Origin of the sequence: Microbacterium aurugineum (genome assembly GCF_023101205.1) — a bacterium.
Classification (GTDB): domain Bacteria; phylum Actinomycetota; class Actinomycetes; order Actinomycetales; family Microbacteriaceae; genus Microbacterium; species Microbacterium aurugineum.
In genome coordinates this window covers 1,932,983-1,956,101 of the sequence record NZ_CP078078.1, presented here as the reverse complement: position 1 = coordinate 1,956,101, position 23,119 = coordinate 1,932,983, and the positions used below count along the sequence as shown (strand labels likewise).

Here is a 23,119-nt window from a genome sequence, read left to right as displayed (position 1 = left end):
GGGCGCTGAGTTGATCTGTAAACAGGGTGCACCGGCTCTCGCCGAGTGTCAAGAGGGTTTTGTGTCGACGCCTGGTCTCGCTGTTCGCTGTGAGCAAGTGCGATCGCGTTGACCTCGTCCACGATGCTCGGTTTGATGGAAGCATGACTGATCGCACAAAGCCAGAGTTCGACGCTCCCACCGGTCCCGCTCCTGCGGAACTCGTCATCCGCGACATCATCGAAGGAGACGGCGCGGAGGCCAAGCGCGGCGACACCGTGACCGTCCACTACGCCGGTGTCGAGTACGAGTCCGGTGAAGAGTTCGACTCCTCCTGGGGTCGTGGTGAGACCATCCAGTTCCCTCTCGCCGCGCTCGTCCAGGGGTGGCAGGAAGGAATCCCCGGCATGAAGGTCGGCGGTCGTCGAGAGCTCATCGTCCCTCCGCACCTCGCCTACGGTCCGGCCGGTGGCGGACACTTCCTCTCGGGGAAGACGTTGATCTTCATCATCGATCTGATCGCGGTCTGACCCCGTCGACGTTCCTGCGAGACGCTCCTCTTCGTCTGTAGAGGAGCGTCTCGTGCTGTGTGGGCACGAGATCTTCATTCGTGGGAATACATTCGAGTGAATGTAAGTTGTCACGAGGGTCGCGTCACCGCGGCCCCTGTCCGACGCCGCAACCGCGGCCGATGTCTCCGAAGGAGAAACCATGACCAGCATCGACATTCCCGGCTACCGTCCCGGCACCTGGGTGCTCGACCCTTCGCACAGCGAGGTGACGTTCAGCGTCCGCCACATGATGATCTCCAAGGTGAGGGGCACGTTCGGCGTCAAGAACGCGACGCTGATCGCTCCCGAGAACCCGCTCGAGGCCAAGGTCGAGGCGACCGTCGACGTGACCTCCGTCGACACGAACGACGAGGGCCGCGACGCGCACCTCCGTTCGGCAGACTTCTTCGACACCGAGAACTTCCCGACCATGGAGTTCGTCTCCACGGGGACCCGCGTCAAGGGTGACGAGCTCGTCGTCGATGGCGACCTCACGATCCGCGGCGTCACCAAGCCGGTCAGCTTCGAGCTCGACTTCGGTGGCTTCGGCACCGACCCGTACGGCAACTACAAGGCGGGTGCCTCTGCGAAGGCCGTGATCAACCGCGAGGACTTCGGCCTCACCTGGAACGCGGCACTCGAGACCGGCGGCGTGCTCGTGGGCAAGGACATCACGATCAACCTGGACCTTCAGGGCGCCCTGCAGCAGGACTGATCGCGCTGCGCTCAGCATCCAGGACCCCGGGCCCTCAGGGCTCGGGGTCTTCTGCGTCGTAGTCGAGGAAACGCCGATTCCGGCGGGAGAGCATCGCGACCAGGGCGATCACCAGGACGCCGCCCAACAGGGGAGGGACCCAGAGCGTCGTCAGGGTCGCGAGGGTTCCGGCGTAGAGGGCGCCCACCCGTGGTCCGCCGGCGACGACGACCACGAAGAGCCCCTGCAGTCGGCCACGCATGGCGTCCGGGACGGCCGCCTGCATCATCGTGTTGCGATAGATGGAGCTGACATTGTCCGATGCCCCGGAGAGGGCGAGTGCCGCGCAGGCGGCGATGATCAATCCGACGTTCGGTGCGTCCTCCGACGCGGAATCCGAGAGGGCTCCGATCAGCAGGACCAGACCGAACAGCAGGATCGATGCCCCGTATGCCTCGACCGCCCGCGCGATCCCGCGGCCGTGCCAGCGATATTGGACGACGCGTCCGGAGAAGAGGCTCGAGGCGAAGGTGCCGACGGCGACGGCCGCGGTCAGGATTCCGGTGGTGATGGCGCCTCCACCGAGGAGGACCGTGCCCAGCGCCGGGAAGAGCACGAGGGGCTGACCGAAGGTCATGGCGATGATGTCGATGATGTACTGCATCCGGATGTTGCCGGCCCTGCGGAGGAATCGCCACCCGTCGACGAGGGATGCCAAGCCTGGTCGCACGACATCCCCTTCCGGGCGCAGCACCGGGAGGGTCCACAGCCCGAGGAACATCGAGAGCATGAGCACGACATCGATCGTGTAGGTCCAGCCGTAGCCGGTGAGCGCCACCAGGAGCCCGGCGAGTGCGGGGCCTGCCATCACGGTGAGCCCGAACGCGACCCCGTTCAATGCGGATGCCGCGGCGAGCTGCGTGCGGGGGATGAGTCGAGGGACGATGGCTGTGCGGGTGGCCATCCCGACGGAGTTCGCCGCTGAGTTGATCATGCTCAACGCATAGAGCCACCAGATGGTCTCACTGCCCGTCCAGGTGAGGGCGGCGAGGAGCGCGGTCGAGACGAACGTGATCGTGGCCGCGATCAGCGCCACCCGCCGCCGGTCGAATGCGTCCGCGAGCATCCCGCCGTACAGTCCGGCGAGGATCATCGGCACGAGTCCGGCGACCGCGATCATCGACACCGCGAAGGTGCTCCCGGTCAGTACGAACACGTGCAGCATCACCGTGACGATCGTCAGCTGCCCGCCGATACCGGCCAGGGTCGAACCGATCCACATCCGCGCGAAGGCGGGACTGGTCTTCAGTGGGGTGAGGTCGATCAGATGACCGCGGCGCGCGCTCACCGGTGGATCTTCTTCTGCACCGTTCGAGCCTAGTTGCACCGGGGTGCGCGGTATCCGCCCGTGTCACACGGGGGAGCGCTCGGCTGGTAGACTCTTCAGGTTGCCGTTCGATCGGCCGCGGATAAAGAGAGCCCACGTATCAGGCGTCGGGCGCCGCGCAACAAGCAGAGAGGGGATCGAATCTATGGCACTGGAAGCAGACGTCAAGAAGGCGATCATCGAAGAGTACGCGACGCACCCCGGTGACACCGGATCCCCCGAGGTGCAGGCGGCGATGCTGACGCAGCGCATCAAGGACCTCACCGAGCACCTGAAGGAGCACAAGCACGACCACCACTCGCGTCGTGGCCTCTTCCTGCTCGTGGGTCAGCGCCGTCGTCTGCTCGGCTACCTCCAGAGCGTCGACATCGAGCGCTACCGCTCGCTGATCGCGCGCCTGGGTCTTCGCCGATAAGGCAGATTCCGCCAGCGTTCAATCGCGCAGAACATTCTTGAGAAGGCCGCCCCACGGTGTGGGGCGGCCTTCGTCATGTGTGGTGGGTCACGCAGTCGCGGAGACAGGCGACAGATGGGCGCTCCCGCTCAGACTCGCGCGCCGACGAGGTCGGCATGGTGGATCGCTGCGACGTCCGGGTGGGCGCGCAGGCGTGACTTCAGCGCGTTCTCGCCGTAGAGCGCGTGAATCGGGTTGTCCGGGTCGTCCGTCACCCCGTTCGCCTCCGCCGCGAGTTCCTCACTGAGCTCGATCAACGGCAGACGCTTGTCGAGCGCGGGGTTGAAGAAGAACGGGATCGAGATGCGGTCATCCGGTGCCTGCGGAGAGACGACCCGATGGTTCGTCGCCTTGAGGTATCCGCCGGTCGCATACTCGAGCAGCTCCCCGATGTTCACGACGAAGGCCCCGGACACCGGGGGAGCGTCCACCCAGACGCCGTCGCGTTCGACCTGCAGTCCCCCCTTGCCGGGTTCGACCCACAGCAGCGTGAGCACACCGGAGTCCTTGTGCGCCCCGACACCCTGCTGCGGCTCCGGCTCATGGGTGCCCGGGTAGCGCACGATCTTGATGAGGGTCGACGGCTCCCCGAAGTGCTCGTCGAAGTACGTCTCGTCGGCACCGAGCGCCAGCGCCCAGGCGCGCAACAGTGTGCGCGAGACCTCCGAGAGGGCTTCGTGCCACTCAGCCACGACCTCCTCCAACTCCGGTTGTGCAGCCGGCCAGAGGTTCGGCCCGATCAGGCGGTTGAACGCGGGGCCGTCGTCCAGAGGCTCTCGCTCGGGCCCGATGTCGATCTGCTCACGCCAATCGACCTCGCCCCGGGTGCGCTCGCCGCCGATGCGGGTGTAGCCACGGAAGTGCGGACTGTTCACGTTCTCGATCGCGAGCTTGTCCTCCTCGGGGAGGGCGAAGAAGTCGCGCGCAGCTCGGTGCAGACGTGATTCCAGCTCCGGGGAGATGCCCGTGCCGGTGAGATAGAAGAAGCCGACATCGTGCGTCGCCGCCCTGAGGCTCTCGCAGAAGCGCGCCGCGGCCTCGGGGCCTTGATCGAGCTGGGACAGGTCGAGGATCGGGAGCGAGAGTTCAGACATGGACCGAGGGTACGTCGGCCGTCCAGGAGTGAGGGTGACTGTTGCGTCGCGTTACCGCGCACGTTCGTCCAGCCCGACGCATCCTGTTCCGATATCGCGTCGAGGAGATGCTAGAGTCCTGGAGGTAAGGGATGCCTTACCTCAGTCATCGCAAGAGAGTTCTCCCGTGCTCGCCACTTTTCTCATCGGCCTCCGTGAAGGTCTGGAAGCCGCGCTGGTCGTCGGCATCCTCGTCGCGTATCTCCGTCGCCTCGGCCGTCAGGATGCGCTCCCCAAGATGTGGGCCGGAGTGGGACTCGCGATCGCCCTCGCCCTCGGCATCGGCGCCGTGCTCACCTTCGGTGCCTACGAGCTCACGTTCGAGGCGCAGGAGCTGATCGGCGGCGGGCTCTCGCTCCTGGCCGTGGGCATGGTCACGTGGATGATCTTCTGGATGCAGCGCGCCGGACGCACGATGAAGGCGACGCTGGAGGGCGGTCTCGATCGTGCGCTCACCACCGGCGGGCTCTGGGCGCTGGTCGCGATCGGTTTCGTCTCCGTCGCGCGTGAAGGTATCGAGACGACGCTCCTGCTGTGGTCGATGGTGCAGGCCTTCGGTGACGCTCCCTCCGCTCTGCTCGGTGCGCTGCTCGGCCTCGCCGCCGCCGTCATCGTCGGCTGGCTCATCTCCCGCGGAGCCGTGAAGCTCGACCTGCGCCGCTTCTTCGCGTGGACCGGTGGTTTCCTGGTCATCGTCGCGGCCGGCGTGCTCGCCTACGCGCTGATGGATCTGCAGGAGGCGGGTGCCCTCCCCGGGCCGTTCACCGCCGCTGCACCGCTCGACCCCGTGACGGGCGCGGTCGCCGTCGGCGGAGCGGGGTTCCCGTTCGGCTGGGCTTTCGACGTGTCGTCCGTCATCGCGCCGAGTGGTCCGCTGGCCGCGGTGCTGCAGGCCACGGTCGGCTTCATGCCCGCGATGACGTGGGTCCAGGTCATCGCGTGGACCCTCTACATCCTCGTCGTCGGATCACTGTACGTGCGGGGCCTGCGGTCTCCGCGTCCGGTGCGGTCACACGACGCCCCGCAGCCCGAGTCCGGGCCGCCAGCGACTTCTCTCACACAACAAGGAGCAGCATGACCACCTCTCACCGTGTCCTGGGGACCCTGGCGGCCGCGGGAGCCGCAGTGCTCGTCCTGAGCGGGTGCGTCGCGAAGAGCGACGTCGCCGCGGATGCCGCGTTCGCCGTGTCCTCGACCGCTACCGACTGCGCCGTGTCGGCGGCCACGGCCAAGAGCGGGACGCTCACCTTCGACGTCAAGAACGACACCGATCAGGTCTCCGAGTTCTACCTCCTGGCCGAAGACGGTCTCCGCATCGTCGGCGAGGTCGAGAACATCGCCCCCGCGGCATCCCGCACCCTCACGGTCGTGGCGCAGCCGGGAGAGTACTTCACGCTCTGCAAGCCGGGCATGATCGGTGACGGAGTAGGCAAGGCCGCCTTCACCGTCACGGGCGATCGGGTGGCTGTCGAAGGACCCGACGCCGAGCAGAAGCAGCAGGCGGTCGACCTCTACGCCGCGTTCGTGAAGGACCAGGTCGGCCAGCTCGTCCCGGCCGTCGAGGACTTCGTCACCGCGTACGAATCCGGCGATGACGCCGCTGCACGGGAGCTCTTCCCGCAGACCCGCGCGTTCTACGAGCGCATCGAACCGGTCGCCGAGGCGCTGGGCGACCTCGACCCGCGCATCGATTACCGTGAGGTCGACGCCGTCGCCGAGGGGCTGGACTGGACAGGCTTCCACCGCATCGAGAAGGACTTGTGGGTGCCGGCGCAGGATGCGCTGAACGCCGATGGCGAGACGTCGGCCTGGCAGGACTGGGCGCCGTCGACGCCCCAGGAGCGCGCCGACTACGGTGACCTGCTTCTCGCCGACGTCCAGGAGCTGTACGAGTACGTGCACTCGGACGACTTCACGACGGCTCTCGACGACCAGGGCATCGGCGGGATCTCCAACGGCGCCATCGCGTTGCTCGACGAGGTCGCGACGGGAAAGATCTCCGGCGAGGAGGACTGGTGGTCCGGGACCGACCTCTACGACTTCGCGGCGAACGTCGAGGGGTCCAAGATGGCTTTCTCTCTCGTGAAGGACTTCGCCGTCGCGCAGGGCGAAGACGGGAAGGCGCTCGTCGGCGAGATCGAAGCGGGTTACGCGTCCCTCGATGATTCGCTCGCCGCACACGGTTCGCTGACGGACGGGTTCGTCGGATACTCCGAGCTGACGGAAGCCGACAAGCGGGAGTTCACCGATCTGATCAACGCCCTCGCCGAGCCGCTCTCGCAGCTCACCAGCACGGTTCTCGACTGATCACCCGCGTGCCGAACCGACCGGATACCATCACGGACGTGAACGAACCTGAAGAGGGCGCCGCGCCCGACGAGGCGGCGACGCGCGATGCATCCGCCCCCGGTGGATTGAGCCGACGAGGGCTCCTCGGTCTGGCGATCGGCGGAAGTGTGGCGGGGCTCGCCGTCGGAGCGGGCGCCGGGCTCGCCGGAGGTGTGGCGCTGGGTCGCGCGCGAGCGGCGGAGGACGCGCACTCGGCGTACGGCTTCTTCGGCGAGCACCAGGCCGGCATCACCACCCCGGTGCAGGATCACCTCCACTTCGCGAGCTTCGACATGATGCCGCGCACGGACCGGGAGGACCTGATCTCGCTGCTGCAGGATTGGTCGTATGCGGCCTCGCGGATGGCGCAGGGCCTCGAGGTCAGCGCGACGGGTGCCGTCGGAGGGTCGGCCGAAGCGCCTCCGGACGACACGGGTGAGGCCCTGGGCCTTCCTGCCTCGGGACTCACCCTCACCTTCGGTTTCGGTCCGGGACTGTTCGAGAACGAGGAAGGCGACCGCTACGGGATCGCTGCGCAGCGGCCGGCGGGGCTGGAGCGCTTGCCGGCGTTCCTCGGGGACGACCTCGACCCGCAGGCATCCCACGGAGACCTGTGCATCCAGGCGTGTGCGGATGATCCGCAGGTGGCCGTGCACGCGATCCGCAACCTCAGCCGCATCGCGTTCGGACGCGCGCGCTTGCGCTGGTCGCAGCTGGGGTTCGGCAAGACGTCGCGCACCACGACGACGCAGGCGACGCCGCGCAACCTGTTCGGTTTCAAAGACGGTACGGCGAACATCCTCGCCGATGACGCCGCCGCGCTCAGGGATCATGTCTGGGTCTCGACCCAGGATGAGCCCGCGTGGCTCGCCGGCGGTTCGTACCTCGTCGCCCGCAAGATCGCGATGCTGATCGAGACCTGGGACCGGGTGCGCCTGTCCGAGCAGGATGCGATCATCGGGCGGGACAAGGGGGAGGGGGCGCCTCTCTCCGGGGGCGACGAGTTCACCGCGCCCGACTTCCAGGGCACCGCGATCGACGAGAACAGTCATATGAGCCTCGCGCATCCCGAGCACAACGACGGCATCCGGATCCTTCGTCGTGGATACAACTACGTCGACGGCAACAACGATCTCGGACGACTCGACGCCGGGCTGTTCTTCCTCTCCTACCAGCGCGATCCGGCGCAGTTCGTCTCCCTGCAGCGGCGACTCTCGACCGATCGGATGAACGAGTACATCCGGCACGTCGGTTCAGGGATCTGGGCGGTTCCCGCCGGGGTGAAGCCGGGGTCGTACATCGGAGCCGATCTCTTCGCCTGACCTCAGGGCGTCGGCAGGGCGTCCTCGAGGATCGCGACCACCGAGGCCGCCATCGCGTCGGCACCGGCATGGTCGTTCGCGCTGATCGTCACGACCGCGTCGTCGAGGAAGATCAGGAGCTGACCGTACGCTCCATGCAGCCGCCACGCAGGGCCGGGGCCGCCCCATCCCGCGAGCCCATAGCGGTCGTATCCGGGGTTCTCGCCGGCGACGACGGCATCCTCATGCATCGCGTCGATCCACTCCGGCGACACCAGCCGTCTCCCTCGCCACTGCCCGCGGTCTCGGATCAGCAGCCCGATGCGCGCCATCTCGTTCGTACGAAGGGGGAGGCCGCCGCCGGCTTCGATGCGTCCGTTCGGGCAGCGTGCCCAGGCGACGTCGGAGATGCCGAGCGGAGCGAAGAGCCGCGCATCCAGATACTCGCCCACGTCGCCCACTCGCGCCGCGAGAGCCGTCATCGCGGTGTAGGTGCTCGCGTTGGAGTACTGGAAGACGCGCCCGCGTGATGGGCGTCGGAGGAACTCGCGCGCCAGGTCGGGCCAATCCGTCATCAGGGTCTCCGACCAGGGGAGATCGATCCCGCTCGACATCGTCAGGAGATGGCGCAGCGTCACCTCGTCGACCCCCTCACCGTGCGCGAAGTCGGGAAGAGAGGCGACCACCGGTTCGTCGACGTCGACCAGCCCCTCGTCGGCGGCGAGGGCAGCGCCCAGGACGCAGACGCCCTTCGCGACGGAGTGCACGTCTTCCCGGACGTCGGCGGTCCACCGGTGCTCGGCCTCGGCGTCGCCGATGCGCACGTGCAGTCCGTGTGCGCCGAAGCCGGAGAGCGTGGCTGCCTCCACGATGCTGTCGCGCACGGTGTGCGCCACGCTCATGGCCGTCACGAGGTCGGACGCGGACGCCGCGAGCCGGTGGGATCGTTGCGACGCCCTTCCCGTCGAGTGAGCTCGGGGTCGGCGAAGAGCCACCCCGGGCGCGGTTCGATCAGCGGGCGGAAGACCCAGCGCACCGGCCGGGTCGCGAGCAGAAGTGCGACGAGCACGGAGAGTGCGGTGACCAGAGGCAGCCAGAGCCAGGTGGGTTCGAGGTCTCGGAGGACGCCTGTCTCGCGGAACGGATAAAGCACGAAGGAGTGCAGCAGGTAGACGTACATCGTGTACTGACCGAAGGAGGTCCACCAATACGAACCGCGGGGGATCAGGAGGAAGAACGCCGCGCACAGCACGACGGCCAGCAGCATCAGGGCGATCCGGATCCCGCCCGCCCACCACTGGTCGCCGCCCAGATCGGAGTAGGCGTCCTCATAGAACAGCCAGTGTCGAAGGTCGATGGCCTGCCAGAGGGGCAGCCAGTTCCAGGCCGCCCAGCCCGTTGCGGCGAGGACGGCGACCGCGGCAGCGCGGATCCACCACGGGCGGAAGTCGAGCAACCGCAGTCGATCGACGATGTCATGCTCGTGGAGCCACCAGCCGAGCGCGAAGAACGGGAGGAGTCCGAGCGTGCGGGACAGGGAGAAGGTGCTGTTGACGTTCGGGAGATAGCCCGAGCCGATCGAGATCAGGACGGTCCACAGCAACGGCCAGCGCAGCAGCGCGAGGTAGGGGAGGATCAGGCGGAAGATGCCGAGGGCGAGGAGGAACCAGAGCGTCCAGCTCGGCTTCGTGAAGTTGGGCGATGCCTCGCCTTCCACGGCCCACTTGGTGAGGGTCCAGAGCGTCTCGAAGATCACGTAGGGGAGGATGATGTCCGTGATCACCCGGGCCATCTGCGTCTTGGTGGGGGAGCCGGACTTGGAGAAGTACCCGGAGATGATCGCGAACGCCGGCATGTGGAACGCGTACAGCGCGAGATAGAGGGCGAACGCGATGTCGGAGTCGTAGGTGAGGCGTTGTATCGCGTGTCCGAGGACGACGAGCACGATGCACAAGTATCGTGCGTTGTCCCAGAACGGCACGCGCCGTCTTCGTCGCGGGATCGAACCTGTGGTGGGCCCTGTGAGGTCGGCGCCGGTACTGCTCATCGTCCGAGATTACAGCCCGGGAATAAAGTTGCTGTGAGCGCGTTGACACAGTTACATTCAAGTGAATAGAACCGGATGCGAGTCATCCGGTTCGGAGAACACGGAGCAATCATGAGCGAGCAGTCAGGCGCGCAGGCGATGCAGTTCGGCATCATGTCGGTCAGCGACATCACCCGCGACCCCCTCACCGGCATCACCCCCAGCGAGCAGGAGCGCATCAAGGCGACGACGGCCATCGCCGTCCACGCGGAAGAGGTCGGACTCGACGTCTTCGCCATCGGCGAGCACCACAACCCGCCGTTCTGGTCCTCCAGCCCCACGACCTTCCTGGCGGCACTGGCCGCGCAGACCGAGCGCCTCATCGTCTCCACGTCGACGACGCTCATCACCACGAACGACCCCGTGCGCATCGCCGAGGAGTACGCGATGCTCCAGCACGTGTCCGACGGCCGCATGGACCTCATGCTCGGCCGCGGCAACACCGGACCGGTGTATCCCTGGTTCGGGCAGGACATCCGTCAGGGACTCCCGCTCGCGATCGAGAACTACGCGCTGCTGCACAAGCTGTGGCGTGAGGACGTGGTCGACTGGGAGGGGAAGTTCCGCACTCCGTTGCAGGGCTTCACCTCGACGCCTCGTCCGCTCGACGGCATCCCGCCGTTCGTCTGGCACGGGTCCATCCGCACCCCGGAGATCGCGGAGCAGGCCGCCTACTACGGTGACGGCTTCTTCGCGAACAACATCTTCTGGCCGAAGGAGCACTACCAGCGCCTGATCGAGCTGTACCGGCAGCGCTTTGAGCACTACGGCCACGGGACCAGGGAGCAGGCCATCGTGGGTCTGGGCGGACAGGTGTTCATGGCTGCGAACTCGCAGGACGCGGTCAACCGGTTCCGTCCATACTTCGACAACGCGCCGGTCTACGGCCACGGGCCGAGCATGGAGGACTTCACCGAGATGACTCCGCTCACCGTCGGCTCCCCGCAACAGGTCATCGACCGCTACGCCGCCATGCGGGAGCACTACGGCGACTACCAGCGACAGCTGTTCCTGATCGATCACGCGGGCCTGCCGCTGAAGACGGTGCTGGAGCAGCTCGACATCCTCGGCTCCGAGGTCGTGCCCGTGCTCCGCAAGGAACTCGCGAACGACCGTCCTGCCGCGGTACCCGACGCGCCGACCCACGCGGCACGCGTCAAGGCCGAGTTCGGGGACGGGCCGACCCGTCAGGCCCGTCCCGGCGCCAACCGCGGTGACAACCTGACCGGCGACTCGCCGTATCAGGACTCTCCTGCCCCCGCCGGCGCGGCATTCGGGCTCGGCCGGAAGGAGGCGTGAGATGACCACGCGTCGTATCGCCGTCGTCTCCGCCGGCCTGTCGAACCCGTCCTCCACGCGGATGCTCGCCGACCGGCTCGCGACCGAGACCGTCAAGGCGCTCGCCGAGCAGGACATCCAGGCGAGTGTCGATGTCATCGAGCTTCGCGACTACGCACACGACATCACCAACAACATGCTCACCGGCTTCGCACCGCCTGCGCTCGAGACCGCGATCAACACCGTGGTCTCGGCCGACGCTCTCATCGCGGTGACGCCGATCTTCTCGACGAGCTACTCGGGGCTCTTCAAGTCGTTCATCGATGTGCTCGACCCGGATTCCCTCCGGGGCAAGCCCGTGCTGATCGGTGCGAACGCCGGCACGGCGCGACACTCTCTCGCGATCGACTACGCCATCCGGCCGCTCTTCGCCTACCTCCACGCCGATGCCGTCTCGACCGGGGTGTTCGCCGCGTCGAGCGACTGGGGTGGTTCCGGCGACGATGTGGCTCCGCTCGGCAAGCGTGTGGAGCGAGGAGCCAGAGAGCTCGCAGAGGCGATCATCCGTCGGGCGGAGACGACGGTCGAAGACCCGTACGACCCCGCCACGTACCTGGGCGAGGGGCGCTCGTTCGGGCACATGCTGGGCGGGCTGGCCGGCGAGTGAGCCGGAGCACGACTCGCCCCTGACGGGTGACGGTCAGGCGGTCGGTCCGGTCCGCCGCTTCCAGTCGTACTCGGTCTCCGGGCGTCCGCGCGTCCCGTAGCGCGCCGCCCGCGTGAGCACGCCCTCCGCCACGAGGTGCTCGAGGTACCGACGCGCGGCGACCCGGGACATCCCGAGCCGTTCGGCGGCCTCCCGTGCCGACAGCGGGCCGGAGGTCCGCAACACGGCGCTGATCTTCTCGAGCGACGCGACGGACAGGCCCTTCGGCACGGCGACCGTGCCCGTGGCACGGCCGAGGAGGGCGTCGACCTCCGCCTGCGTCGCTTCGCCTGCGGTCGTCGTGGCCTGCTCCCGATGGGCGCGGTACCCGTCCATCCGCTCCTGGAACACGGCGAACGGGAACGGCTTGATCAGGTAGTGGTAGACGCCGAGGGCCGCCATCTGACGGACGGTCTCGGCGTCGCGCACCCCGGTGATCGCGATGACGTCGGTGGCTTCCGCCCGAGCACGCAGCGTCCGCAGCACATCGATCCCCGACCCGTCCGGCATGGTGATGTCGAGCAGGACGAGGTCGAAGGCAGCGGCGCCGGGCCGATCGAGCACCGCGTTCAAGGCTGCGCGGGCGCTGCTGCACTCTCCGGCGACGATGAACCCGTCGAGGCGGGCCAGGTAGTCGCGGTGGAGTTCGAGCGTGAGGGCATCGTCGTCGACGAGCAGCGTGCGGATCATGGGCGTGACCTCCGCGGCCCGGTCGCTGCGGGCAGGACGACGCGGAACGTCGTCGGCCCGTCACTGATCGAGACCGTGCCGCCTGCTCCGGTGACCACGGACCGCACGAGTGCCAAGCCGACGCCTCGTCCCTGGGCGTCCGCGGGCTTGGTCGAGTAGCCCTGTTCGAAGATCCGGTCCTGCTGGGCTCGCGGGATACCCGGGCCGCTGTCGGAGACCTCGAGCACCACCTCACCTTCCTCCCCGGAGCGCAGGGACACCCGCACCCAGCGATCCTCGGACTCGGCGGCCGCATCCATCGCGTTGTCCACGAGGTTGCCGAGCACCGAGACGGCGTCGACCGGCGAGAGCGGGGTACGCGGAGTCTCCGGCTCGATGTGCACGCGCCAGTCGATGCCACGCTCTTTGGCCTGCGACGCTTTCCCGAGGAGCAGCGCACCGACGGCCGGGTCGCCGTGACGCCGCGCCGTGACCTGATCGACGAGAGATTGACTCTGGCGAGACGTCTCGGTCAGGATCTCGATGGCTTCGGCGCTGCGACCCAGCTCGAGCAGGGCGACGGCGGCATGCATCCGGTTCCCGTGTTCATGGGTCTGGGCGCGGAGGGCATCGCCGAGCGTACGGATCGACTCGTAAGAAGAGACCGCATCTCGCAGCTGCCCCGGCGGAAGATCTCCAGTGATGCGCCGCGTCGCCCGCCGCGCGATCACGGCCCCGGCCGCGCCGAGTGCGATCAGCCCGGCGGTGATGCCGAGGGTGAGGGGCAGCCGGCGGATCAGGGTGTCGCTGATGGTCTCGGTCGTGACGCCGGCCGAGACCCACCCGATCACCTCTCCGTCTACGGCGGTCACGGGCACGATCGTCCGCACGGACGGTCCGAGCGTGCCGGTGAAGACCTCTGTGAGGCTGCGGGCGGCGGTCGGGATCGTTCCGAGGTAGCGTTTGCCGATCTGTGCCGGATCGGGGTGCGTGATCCGGATGCCGTCGGGCGTCATGATCGTGATGAAGTCGAGGTCCGCGCGCGCGATCACGTCCAGCGTGTAGGGCTCGAGCACGTCGGAGGCTGCCTCGGCGTCCGTGCCGGCGAGCCCGGCCACGACCACCGGCGAGACCGCCAGGGCCTCCGCGGTGGCAGCCGTGACCCGCTCCGCCTCGGTCCGGAGCGCCCGTTGGGCCTCCACGACGAGGAAACCGGCCACCAGCACGCCGATCACGACGGTCGCGCCGAGCAGCACGAAGAACACGCGAGAGGCGGTGCTGCGCCCGGGGGAGGTGCGCGTCATCGCGTGCCTCCGATCGTCGATGGTCCGTGCCGAGACCAATACGACCACAAATCGTGCTGCGCCGCGAAGTCGGCGACTCTGGGACCCGATCGGCGGCACCGCAGCCGCCACCGGACGACGACGTCGACGATCAAGGAGGACGCATGGCGCTCACGACAGGATTCGCACTCCCGAAGTTCAACTGGCGACGGGGGAAGCACGCGTGGGACAGGCATACGTGGCTCTACGTGTCCGTCCTGATCGCCGTGGTGCTCGGTGCCGTGGTGGGTCTGGTCTGGCCGGAGATCGGCCAGGGGTTCGAAGCTCTCGGCAAGGGCTTCGTCGCGCTGATCAAGATGATGATCGCGCCGATCATCTTCTGCACGATCGTCGTCGGGGTCGGCTCCATCGCCAAGGCCGCGACCGTGGGCAAGATCGGCGGGCTGGCACTGCTCTACTTCATGGTGATGTCGACGTTCGCACTCGCGATCGGACTGCTCGTGGGCAACATCATCCACCCCGGCGCCGGACTGGACATGGCCTCCGCGACCTATGACGCGGCCGACACGGAGGCGAAGACGACGCAGGAGTTCATCCTGGGTATCATCCCGACCACGTTCTTCTCGGCCTTCACCGGTGAGAGTGTGCTGCAGGTGCTGTTCATCGCGCTCCTCGTCGGCTTCGCGCTGCAGGGGCTCGGTGAGCGCGGGGCACCCATCATGGAGGCGGTCAAGCAACTCCAGAAGCTCGTGTTCCGCATTCTCGGGATGATCCTGTGGCTGGCCCCGATCGGGGCGTTCGGTGCGATCGCGGCGGTGGTGGGCAAGACCGGGATCGCAGCGATCTGGAGCCTGGGCATCCTGATGGGTGCGTTCTACATCACGTGCATCCTGTTCATCGTCGTGGTCTTGGGAGCGCTGCTCTGGACGGTGGCTCGGGTGAACATCTTCTCGCTCATGAAGTACCTGGGACGGGAGTACCTCCTGATCGTCGGTACCTCTTCCTCGGAGTCCGCGCTCCCGCGTCTGATCGCGAAGATGGAGTTCGTCGGCGTCTCCAAGCCGGTGGTCGGCATCACGGTTCCGACGGGATACTCGTTCAATCTCGACGGCACGGCGATCTACCTGACCATGGCATCGCTGTTCATCGCGACCGGGATGGGGCAGCCGATGTCGATCGGCGAGCAGATCGGACTGCTGGTGTTCATGATCATCGCGAGCAAGGGCGCAGCCGGGGTCACCGGCGCAGGGCTGGCGACGCTCGCCGGTGGTCTGCAGGCCTATCGTCCCGATCTCGTCGACGGCGTCGGGGTGATCGTCGGCATCGACCGCTTCATGTCCGAGGGTCGCGCCCTCACGAACTTCACCGGCAACGCTGTGGCTACGCTCCTGATCGGCACCTGGACGAAGCAGATCGACCGGGCGCGCGTGCGCCGGGTCCTCGGCGGCGAGCTGCCGTTCGACGAATCGCTGCTCGATGGGGTGGACGCGCACGCGACATCGGGCGGGTCGCAAGGGGCCGATGTCCAGGACCTGCGCGAGGCGGCTCTCACGGAGATGGCGGCGAAAGAGGAGCGCGCTCGGATGCGGGCCGGAAGCGCCTGATCGAAAGAAGGAGAGAGGGATGCGGGAGTCCGAGGAATGGACTCCCGCATCCGCGCGGTCAACCGCTCTTGCGTCGGAACTCGCGCCGGGTCTGCGGGGCGTGCGCGCTGTGGACGGCGGAATCGCCGTCGAGGTGTGCCTCGCCCTGCCGCTGGTGCGCGTTCTTCTTCTCGAGCGCTTCCTTGAACTTGCGCTTCATCTCCTCAGACGAGGAGGCGCCTTCTTCGGTGCTCATGACCTGAGCCTAGAGCACCCGGTGCAACGGGTCACCCTCTCTCGATCGCGCACCCGGCGAGCAGCGGGCCCGAGTCGGTCGCCGGAGCGACCGACTCGGGAACCGGAGATCGGATAGCCGGTGACCCGTCGACCAGCATCCGGTGAACATCCGGTGCCGAGTGCCGTCTTCCGACGATGCGGCGTTCGAGTGCCGTCATCCTGGGGATGTGAGAGTAGCGATCGTCACAGAATCCTTCCTTCCGCACATGAACGGCGTCACCGGCTCCGTCCTCCAGATCCTGCGCCACCTCGAGCAGAGAGGTCACCAGGCACATGTCGTGGCTCCGGCCGCCGTCGGCGTCCCCGAACAGGTCGACGGCGCCCCGATCGAGGCGATCCCGAGTCTCGGACTGCCCGGCTACCCCGACGTGAGGGTGGGAACGTCGGGTGCGCAACGCATCGCTTCCTCCCTGCGACGCTTCGCGCCCGACGTCCTCCATCTCGCCTCCCCGTTCGCTCTCGGCTGGCGGGGCGTGCTCGCCGCCGAGCGGCTCGACGTCGCGAGCGTCGCCGCGTATCAGACGGACGTGGCCGCCTACACCGAGAGGTACCGGATGGCGGCGACCACGGGGATCGCTCAGACGCACATCGCACGACTGCACCGGCGGGCGACGATGACCCTCGCGCCCTCCGCCGATGCGGCGCAGCAGCTCGCCGCACTCGGTGTGGACCGTGTCCGCCGCTGGGGGAGAGGGGTCGATGCCGAGCGCTTCCAACCCACGCGACGCGACCCCGCGCTCCGTGCGACCTGGGGCGCCGACGTCGTGATCGGCTACGTCGGTCGGCTCGCCCCCGAGAAACAGGTCGAGGACCTCGTCGTCCTCCGCGACATCCCGGGCGCCCGGCTCGTGATCGTCGGGGACGGGCCCAGCAGAGCGCAGCTCGAGACCGTGCTCCCGGATGCCCTTTTCCTCGGACACCTCGACGGTGACGCGCTCGCCGCAGCGATCGCGTCGTTCGACCTGTTCGTGCACCCGGGGGAGAGCGAGACCTTCGGACAGACACTGCAAGAGGCCCATGCCAGCGGTGTCCCCGTCATCGCCACCGGGCGTGGCGGACCCCTGGACCTGGTGCGCATGGGCATCGACGGGTGGCTGTACCGCCCGGGGGACCTCGACGACCTCCGTGCGCGCGTGGCCGATCTCGCCGGCGACACCCGCAAACGCCGGGCGTTCGGGGAAGCCGGACGCGACGCCGTGCAGAGCCGCAGCTGGACCGGCGTGTGCGACCGGCTCCTCGAGTACTTCGACGAGGCGCAGGCGCTGCACCACGCGGATTCCCGCGCCCGCGCGCGCAGGCGCGTGCGACCGGAGCCGCCCGCGCCGGTCACCGATGGGAAGTGGCACCGCTATGTCGCGCTCGGCGACTCACTCACGGAGGGACTGTGCGATCCGGCCCCCGACGGGACCCTCCGTGGCTGGGCCGATCGCCTCGCCCTGCTGCTCGCCGCCCGGGGCGACCTGCACTACGCGAACCTCGCCGTCCGCTCCCAGCGAGTGCACGACGTCGCCGGCGTCCAGCTGACCAGGGCCCTCGAGCTTCGCCCGGACCTCGTGTCGATCTTGATCGGAGCCAACGACCTCGTGAAGCGCCGTGTCGATGTCTCCGCGCTCGCCGCAGAGCTCGAGGTCGCGGTGCGGCGGTTGCGGGCGATCGGTGCCGACGTGCTCCTCGTGACGCCGTTCCTCCCCGGTCGCCGTGCGGCGTGGATCTACACCCGCAGGTTCTCCGCCTACGCGACGGCTCTGACCGGGATCGCGGCGCGCACCGGGGCCATGCTGATCGACACGGATCTGCACCCTCAGCTGGCCGAACACCCGAACTGGGGCGAAGACCTGGTTCATCTGAGCAGCCGGGGGCATCGCTTCCTCGCGTATCGGGCGGGTGAGCTCCTCGGGGTGCCGGACGCCGACGCTCTCGGAGCGCTCGATGCCGCACTGCACGAGCACGAGCCCCTCGGCGTGGGGGCGTGGTGGCGGCGTCACGCACTGCCCTGGGTCTGGCGTCGTCTGCACGGTCGCGTTGCGGGCGACGGGCGGACGGCGAAGCACGATGACTACGTCCGCCTCGGAGGATCGTCGGCTCCCCGATCCGCGTTCGTCGGCTGAGTCCCCTCAGGACGGGGGGTCAGCGTCGACCCATGCCGTGATATTGCCAGCCGGCGGCGCGCCACGCCGCCGCGTCGAGACAGTTGCGTCCATCGATGACGATCCGCCCGCGGACCAGCCCGCCCGCGTGCTCCGGCGAGAGCTCACGCCGGTATTCGTCCCATTCGGTCACGATCACCACGGCATCGGCGTCGCGCAGCGCGTCGTCGCGCTCGCGGGCATATCCCAGTTGCGGGTGCGCGGCGACGGCGTTGTCGATCGCCGCAGGGTCGGTCACGACGACGTCTGCTCCGAGACCTCGCAGGCGCACGGCGACATCCAGAGCCGGAGAATCACGGATGTCATCGCTGAACGGTTTGAACGCCGCTCCGAGGACCGCGATCCGGCGCCCGAACACGAGTCCGCCGAGCGCATCGACCACCAGGCGCACGGCCCGGTCGCGGCGTCGCAGGTTGATCATGTCCACTTCGCGCAGGAAGCCGACCGCTTCGCCGCGACCGAGCTCATCTGCGCGCGCGGCGAAGGCGCGGATGTCCTTCGGCAGGCACCCGCCACCGAAGCCGATACCCGCGCCGAGGTAGCGTCGCCCGATACGGCTGTCCAGCCCGAGGGCATCGGCGAGCAGCGTGATGTCCGCCTCGGAGGCTTCGGCGATCTCCGCCATCGCGTTGATGAAGGAGATCTTGGTGGCGAGGAAGGCGTTCGACGCCCCCTTGACCAGCTCGGCCGTGGCGAGGTCGGTGACCAGGAAGGGTGTTCCGGCGTCGACGGCCGCGGCGTACGCCTCGCGCAGGGTGGCGACGGCGCGCGTGCCGTCACCCCCTTGTTCCGCACCGACCACGAGACGATCCGGGGTCAGGGTGTCGTGCACCGCCCACCCTTCGCGGAGGAATTCGGGGTTCCAGACCAGGGTCGCTCCCGACGCGGCGATGAGCGGTGCCAGTCGCCCGGCGGTCCCGACGGGCACGGTCGACTTGCCCGCGACGACGTCCCCGCGGCGCAAGTGGGGGAGCAGCGCGTCGATCGCCGCATCGACGTAGCGGAGATCCGCGGCGTGACCTCCGGGAATCTGAGGCGTTCCGACCGCGAGGAAGTGGACGTCCGCGCCCGCGGCATCCGCCATCCGGCTGCTGAATCGCAGGTGTCCGGAAGCGAGGCCTTCTTCGAGCATCTCCGGGAGTCGAGGCTCGAAGAACGGTGCCTTCCCCGCGATGAGGGCGGCGATCTTGTCCTCGTCGACGTCGATACCCGTGACATCGTGTCCGAGGGAGGCCATCGCCGCGGCATGCACGGCACCGAGGTACCCGCAGCCGATCACTGACATGCGCATGATCTCAGCAGAGCGGATCCTCGTCGCGCCGCGGGATCCTGCGGATGAACAGCATCTGACCGTCACGTGTCGGATCCGCGAAGCTCGGAGCGACACCAGGATTCGGGGTGTGCGCTGGTAGGGTGGATGAGGTTGACGTGTGTCAACTGCACAACTTCACACCGACTCATGGAGCGATCGGCGGAGAAGCTGGTCCCCTGTGGTGGGTTCCTCGGCACGTGTCGGGTGGCTTTCTACTGGTGGCCAGCGCAGGCGAGATTCGCGGGAGTGCCCGCGCGCCCGAACCCTTCCGTTCCGCTCCTTTGAACACGCTCGCGCGTCACATGGACTCGCGAGTCTAAACAAAGAAGGAGAGACCTCTTGGAAGGTCCTGAAATCACCGCCACCGAGGCCGTTCTCGACAACGGCCGCTTCGGCACCCGCACCATCCGCTTCGAGACCGGACGCCTCGCGCAGCAGGCTCAGGGCGCAGTCGCCGCGTACCTCGACGGCGAGACCATGCTCCTCTCGGCCACCAGCGCAGGCAAGCACCCGCGCGAAGGCTTCGACTTCTTCCCGTTGACGGTCGACGTCGAGGAGCGCTCCTACGCCGCAGGCAAGATCCCCGGCTCGTTCTTCCGTCGTGAGGGTCGTCCCTCCACCGAGGCGATCCTCGTCTGCCGTCTGATCGACCGTCCGCTGCGTCCGTCGTTCGTCGACGGCCTGCGCAACGAGGTCCAGATCGTCATCACCGTCCTGTCGATCGCACCGGGCGAGTTCTACGACGCTCTCGCGATCAACGCGGCATCGGCGTCGACCCAGATCTCGGGTCTGCCTTTCTCGGGCCCCGTCGCCGGTGTGCGCCTCGCGTTCATCCCCGGCAACGGCCAGCACGCGGACCAGTGGGTCGCGTTCCCGACTGCCGAGCAGGTCTCGGAGGCCGTGTTCGACCTGATCGTCGCCGGCCGCGTGGTCACCAAGGCCGATGGCACGGAAGACGTCGCCATCATGATGGTCGAGGCCGAGGCCACCGAGGACAGCTGGAACCTGATCAAGGCCGGCGCCACGAAGCCGAACGAGGAGATCGTCGCGCAGGGCCTCGAGGCCTCGAAGCCCTTCATCGCCCAGCTCGTCAAGGCTCAGGCCGAGCTCGCCGCCACCGCGTCGAAGGAGCCGGGCGTGTACCCGGTCTTCCCCGCGTACAGCGACGAGGTCTACAGCTTCGTCTCCGAGCGCGTTTTCTCCGAGCTCAGCGACGTCTACCAGATCGCCGACAAGGTCGAGCGTCAGACCGCTGACGACGCGATCAAGGACCGCGTCAAGGCCGAGCTCATCGAGGCCACCGAGGCGGGCTCGCTGCCGGCCGCGGCTCCGCTGGAGTTCTCCGCCGCGTACAAGTCCGTCACGAAGAAGATCGTCCGTGGACGCATCCTCACCGAGGGCGCTCGCATCGACGGCCGTGGCCTGGCGGACATCCGTCCGCTCGACGCCGAGGTGCAGGTCATCCCGCGCGTGCACGGCTCCGCGATCTTCCAGCGCGGCGAGACCCAGATCATGGGTGTCACCACGCTGAACATGCTCAAGATGGAGCAGCAGATCGACTCGCTGTCGCCCACGACGAGCAAGCGGTACATGCACCACTACAACTTCCCGCCCTACTCGACCGGTGAGACCGGCCGTGTCGGTTCGCCGAAGCGTCGCGAGATCGGGCACGGCTTCCTCGCCGAGCGCGCCCTCGTGCCGGTGCTGCCGAGCCGCGAGGAGTTCCCGTACGCGATCCGTCAGGTGTCCGAGGCGCTGAGCTCCAACGGCTCCACCTCGATGGGCTCCGTGTGCGCGTCGACCCTGTCGCTGCTGAACGCGGGTGTGCCGCTGCGCGCCCCCGTCGCCGGTATCGCGATGGGTCTCGTCTCCGACGAGGTCGACGGTGAGACCCGCTACGCGGCACTGACCGACATCCTCGGCGCCGAGGACGCTCTCGGCGACATGGACTTCAAGGTCGCCGGTACCAGCGAGTTCGTCACGGCGATCCAGCTCGACACGAAGCTCGACGGCATCCCGTCGTCGGTGCTCGCCGGTGCGCTCACCCAGGCCCGCGAGGCTCGCCTGACGATCCTCAACGTCCTGAACGCGGCGATCGATGCTCCGGACGAGATGGCGCCCACGGCTCCGCGCGTCATCAGCGTGCAGATCCCGGTCGACAAGATCGGTGAGCTGATCGGCCCGAAGGGCAAGACGATCAACGCGATCCAGGACGAGACGGGCGCGCAGATCTCCATCGAGGAGGACGGCACCGTCTACATCGGCGCGACCGACGGCCCCTCGGCCGAGGCCGCCCGTGCTCAGGTCAACGCGATCGCGAACCCCACCAACCCGGAGGTCGGAGAGCAGTTCCTCGGCACCGTCGTGAAGATCGCCACGTTCGGTGCGTTCATCTCGCTGCTGCCGGGCAAGGACGGCCTCCTGCACGTCACCGAGGTGCGCAAGCTCGCCGGTGGCAAGCGGGTCGAGAACGTCGATGACGTCCTGTCGGTCGGTCAGAAGATCCTCGTGAAGATCACGAAGATCGATGACCGCGGCAAGCTCTCGCTCGAGCCCGTGCTCGACGACGCTCCGGCCGCCGAGGCAGCTCCTGCCGAGGCCGCTGCCGCGGAGTAGGCCCAGAGCTCGAACAGGAACCCGGGTCCGTCCGCGCTGGACGGGCCCGGGTTCCGTCGTCTCCGGTGTGACCAAATCGTTATCGGGCGTTTCCCCGACGTTCCCCGGATTGGTCAGGACGTTGTGTGAATTCGCCTACCCTCGGAAGTACGCACCGGGGGGTGCAGATCCAGCAGGTACGCAGGTCGGGACGCACCGATCGACGCGGGGGTGAGAGAGTATGCGGTTGTTCGGCGTAGGCGCAGGAGCGTCAGCGGAACGCGACCACGCGGCCGCAGCCGAGCATCCCTCCGCGCCCATTCCCATCGTCGGTCCGGGGATAGGGGAATCCATCCGGGTGCCACTCGGCGAGACCGGCTTCGAGACCTTCCCGCTGATGCTCGGCGCTGCAGAGTTCGGCTGGAACGTCGACCTCGAGACCAGCCACGGCATCCTCGATCGCTACGTCGAGTTCGGTGGCAATGCGATCCACACCGCGGACGGATTCTCCGGTGGTCGGAGCGAGCACATCATCGGCCAGTGGCTGCGTTCGCGCGGACAGAGCGAGCGTGCCGTCCTGAGTGTGCGCGTCGGCGCTCATGCCGACAACCCCGGGCTCGGCTCCGTGAACCTCGTGCGCGCGGTCGAGGGCTCGCTCACCAGACTCGGTGTCGAGCGGATCGACGTGCTGTACCTCGACGCCACGCTCGACGCGACGACCAACCTCGAAGACACCCTGGCGACCGTCGAATGGCTGTCGGACGCGGGCAAGGTCGGCGCGCTCGGCGCCTACGGGCTCGCGCCGGAGCGGCTGGTCGAGGCGCGCATCCTCGCCTCTGCCGGCTACCCGCGGGTGCAGGTCATCGACGCACCGTACAACCTGGTCCGGCGTCTGCCGTTCGAAGGCGATCTGCGCCTCGTGGCCGGCGCGCAGAACCTGGCGGTCACGCCGTCCCATGCGCTCGAGCACGGGTTCTTGTCCGGTCGGCACCGCAACAAGGCGCTCACCTCGCGCGGCGTGCGCGGCGAGCAGTTGCGTGGGCACCTGAATCGACGAGGCATCAAGGTGTTGCGCGCGCTCGATCAGGTCGCCGAAGAGCTCGGCGTGCCCGTGGCGGCGGTGTCGATCGCCTGGCTTCTCGCGCAGCGCACCGTCGCTGCGCCGATCGTGAACGCTTTCGCGACGGATCATGTCGATGAGCTCATGCAGGGCGCCGGCGTCTCGCTGTCACGGAGCCACCTCGCCGAGCTCACGCGGGCCGGCAACTGAGTATCGTCCGCCGTTGACATAGGGTGGAATGAACGCCCGGCGGATGCTGGCAATGAAGCGAGCGAG

Annotated in this window: 20 protein-coding genes; 12 read left to right on the top strand and 8 right to left on the bottom strand. The window is 68.0% G+C overall.

From position 1 onward, the window contains the following. Positions 1 to 143: 143 nt before the first annotated feature. Together KV397_RS09525 and KV397_RS09520 are read left to right on the top strand one after the other, a co-directional pair. The gene (locus KV397_RS09525; protein ID WP_047519341.1) at positions 144 to 509 is read left to right on the top strand and encodes an FKBP-type peptidyl-prolyl cis-trans isomerase; all 366 of its coding nucleotides are present in this window, start codon (positions 144 to 146) and stop codon (positions 507 to 509) included. A gap of 181 nt (positions 510 to 690) precedes the next feature. Continuing rightward, a complete protein-coding gene (locus KV397_RS09520; protein WP_047519339.1) occupies positions 691 to 1,245 on the top strand; it encodes a YceI family protein in 555 nt (184 codons plus the stop codon). A gap of 34 nt (positions 1,246 to 1,279) precedes the next feature. Here KV397_RS09520 and KV397_RS09515 read toward each other — a convergent pair whose 3' ends face one another. After that, entirely contained in the window at positions 1,280 to 2,572 is a 1,293-nt protein-coding gene (locus tag KV397_RS09515) for an MFS transporter (protein ID WP_261811158.1), read from the bottom strand. A 184-nt stretch (positions 2,573 to 2,756) separates the two neighbouring features. Here KV397_RS09515 and rpsO point away from each other — a divergent pair, with 184 nt between their 5' ends. Continuing rightward, a complete protein-coding gene (gene rpsO, locus KV397_RS09510) occupies positions 2,757 to 3,026 on the top strand; it encodes a 30S ribosomal protein S15 (protein ID WP_017203073.1) in 270 nt (89 codons plus the stop codon). Between the two features lie 128 nt (positions 3,027 to 3,154). Here the strand turns inward: rpsO and KV397_RS09505 are convergent, their stop codons facing one another. Beyond that, entirely contained in the window at positions 3,155 to 4,159 is a 1,005-nt protein-coding gene (locus KV397_RS09505; protein WP_261811157.1) for an isopenicillin N synthase family dioxygenase, read from the bottom strand. A gap of 166 nt (positions 4,160 to 4,325) precedes the next feature. On the opposite strand from KV397_RS09505, the gene efeU reads away from it, so the two are divergent. Genes efeU through efeB form a run of 3 tightly spaced genes read left to right on the top strand, consistent with a single transcriptional unit; the run spans position 4,326 to position 7,848 of the window. After that, positions 4,326 to 5,276 carry an iron uptake transporter permease EfeU gene (efeU, locus tag KV397_RS09500; protein ID WP_261811156.1) on the top strand — a complete coding sequence of 317 codons (951 nt, stop codon included), beginning with the start codon at positions 4,326 to 4,328 and terminating at the stop codon, positions 5,274 to 5,276. Further along, positions 5,273 to 6,505: an iron uptake system protein EfeO gene (gene efeO / locus KV397_RS09495; RefSeq protein ID WP_261811155.1), complete on the top strand. Its 1,233-nt coding sequence runs from the start codon at positions 5,273 to 5,275 to the stop codon at positions 6,503 to 6,505. The genes efeU and efeO overlap by 4 nt, the downstream gene beginning before the upstream one ends. Positions 6,506 to 6,543: 38 nt before the next feature. Further along, positions 6,544 to 7,848: an iron uptake transporter deferrochelatase/peroxidase subunit gene (gene efeB, locus KV397_RS09490; RefSeq protein ID WP_261811154.1), complete on the top strand. Its 1,305-nt coding sequence runs from the start codon at positions 6,544 to 6,546 to the stop codon at positions 7,846 to 7,848. A 2-nt stretch (positions 7,849 to 7,850) separates the two neighbouring features. On the opposite strand, the gene KV397_RS09485 is transcribed toward efeB, so the two are convergent. Together KV397_RS09485 and KV397_RS09480 are read right to left on the bottom strand one after the other, a co-directional pair. Further along, positions 7,851 to 8,729: a serine hydrolase domain-containing protein gene (locus tag KV397_RS09485; RefSeq protein WP_261811153.1), complete on the bottom strand. Its 879-nt coding sequence runs from the start codon at positions 8,727 to 8,729 to the stop codon at positions 7,851 to 7,853. Between the two features lie 5 nt (positions 8,730 to 8,734). Next, positions 8,735 to 9,874, bottom strand: a complete 1,140-nt coding sequence (locus KV397_RS09480; protein WP_261811152.1) for an acyltransferase family protein — start codon at positions 9,872 to 9,874, stop codon at positions 8,735 to 8,737. 111 nt (positions 9,875 to 9,985) lie between these two features. On the opposite strand from KV397_RS09480, the gene KV397_RS09475 reads away from it, so the two are divergent. Continuing rightward, the gene (locus KV397_RS09475) at positions 9,986 to 11,212 is read left to right on the top strand and encodes an LLM class flavin-dependent oxidoreductase (RefSeq protein ID WP_131490854.1); all 1,227 of its coding nucleotides are present in this window, start codon (positions 9,986 to 9,988) and stop codon (positions 11,210 to 11,212) included. A 1-nt stretch (position 11,213) separates the two neighbouring features. Further along, the gene (locus KV397_RS09470) at positions 11,214 to 11,858 is read left to right on the top strand and encodes an FMN reductase (protein ID WP_261811151.1); all 645 of its coding nucleotides are present in this window, start codon (positions 11,214 to 11,216) and stop codon (positions 11,856 to 11,858) included. Positions 11,859 to 11,891: 33 nt separating this feature from the next. Here the strand turns inward: KV397_RS09470 and KV397_RS09465 are convergent, their stop codons facing one another. After that, a complete protein-coding gene (locus KV397_RS09465; protein WP_261811150.1) occupies positions 11,892 to 12,587 on the bottom strand; it encodes a response regulator in 696 nt (231 codons plus the stop codon). Continuing rightward, the gene (locus KV397_RS09460; RefSeq protein ID WP_261811149.1) at positions 12,584 to 13,870 is read right to left on the bottom strand and encodes an ATP-binding protein; all 1,287 of its coding nucleotides are present in this window, start codon (positions 13,868 to 13,870) and stop codon (positions 12,584 to 12,586) included. Before KV397_RS09460 ends, KV397_RS09465 begins: the two co-directional genes overlap by 4 nt. A gap of 143 nt (positions 13,871 to 14,013) precedes the next feature. On the opposite strand from KV397_RS09460, the gene KV397_RS09455 reads away from it, so the two are divergent. Continuing rightward, positions 14,014 to 15,453, top strand: coding sequence for a cation:dicarboxylate symporter family transporter (locus KV397_RS09455; protein ID WP_131490858.1), 1,440 nt, complete (start codon positions 14,014 to 14,016; stop codon positions 15,451 to 15,453). A gap of 58 nt (positions 15,454 to 15,511) precedes the next feature. On the opposite strand, the gene KV397_RS09450 is transcribed toward KV397_RS09455, so the two are convergent. After that, complete coding sequence (locus tag KV397_RS09450; protein WP_165875365.1) at positions 15,512 to 15,688, bottom strand: DUF5302 domain-containing protein; 177 nt, start codon at positions 15,686 to 15,688, stop codon at positions 15,512 to 15,514. Positions 15,689 to 15,935: 247 nt separating this feature from the next. Between KV397_RS09450 and KV397_RS09445 the strand changes: the two genes are divergently transcribed. Beyond that, on the top strand, positions 15,936 to 17,837 hold the full coding sequence (locus KV397_RS09445; protein ID WP_261811148.1) for a GDSL-type esterase/lipase family protein: 1,902 nt from the start codon (positions 15,936 to 15,938) through the stop codon (positions 17,835 to 17,837). 19 nt (positions 17,838 to 17,856) lie between these two features. Here KV397_RS09445 and KV397_RS09440 read toward each other — a convergent pair whose 3' ends face one another. Next, positions 17,857 to 19,167, bottom strand: coding sequence for a UDP-glucose dehydrogenase family protein (locus KV397_RS09440; protein WP_261811147.1), 1,311 nt, complete (start codon positions 19,165 to 19,167; stop codon positions 17,857 to 17,859). Positions 19,168 to 19,527: 360 nt separating this feature from the next. On the opposite strand from KV397_RS09440, the gene KV397_RS09435 reads away from it, so the two are divergent. Both KV397_RS09435 and KV397_RS09430 read left to right on the top strand, forming a co-directional pair. Beyond that, entirely contained in the window at positions 19,528 to 21,804 is a 2,277-nt protein-coding gene (locus tag KV397_RS09435; protein WP_153243946.1) for a polyribonucleotide nucleotidyltransferase, read from the top strand. 220 nt (positions 21,805 to 22,024) lie between these two features. After that, a complete protein-coding gene (locus KV397_RS09430; RefSeq protein ID WP_047519313.1) occupies positions 22,025 to 23,053 on the top strand; it encodes an aldo/keto reductase in 1,029 nt (342 codons plus the stop codon). Positions 23,054 to 23,119: the final 66 nt, after the last annotated feature.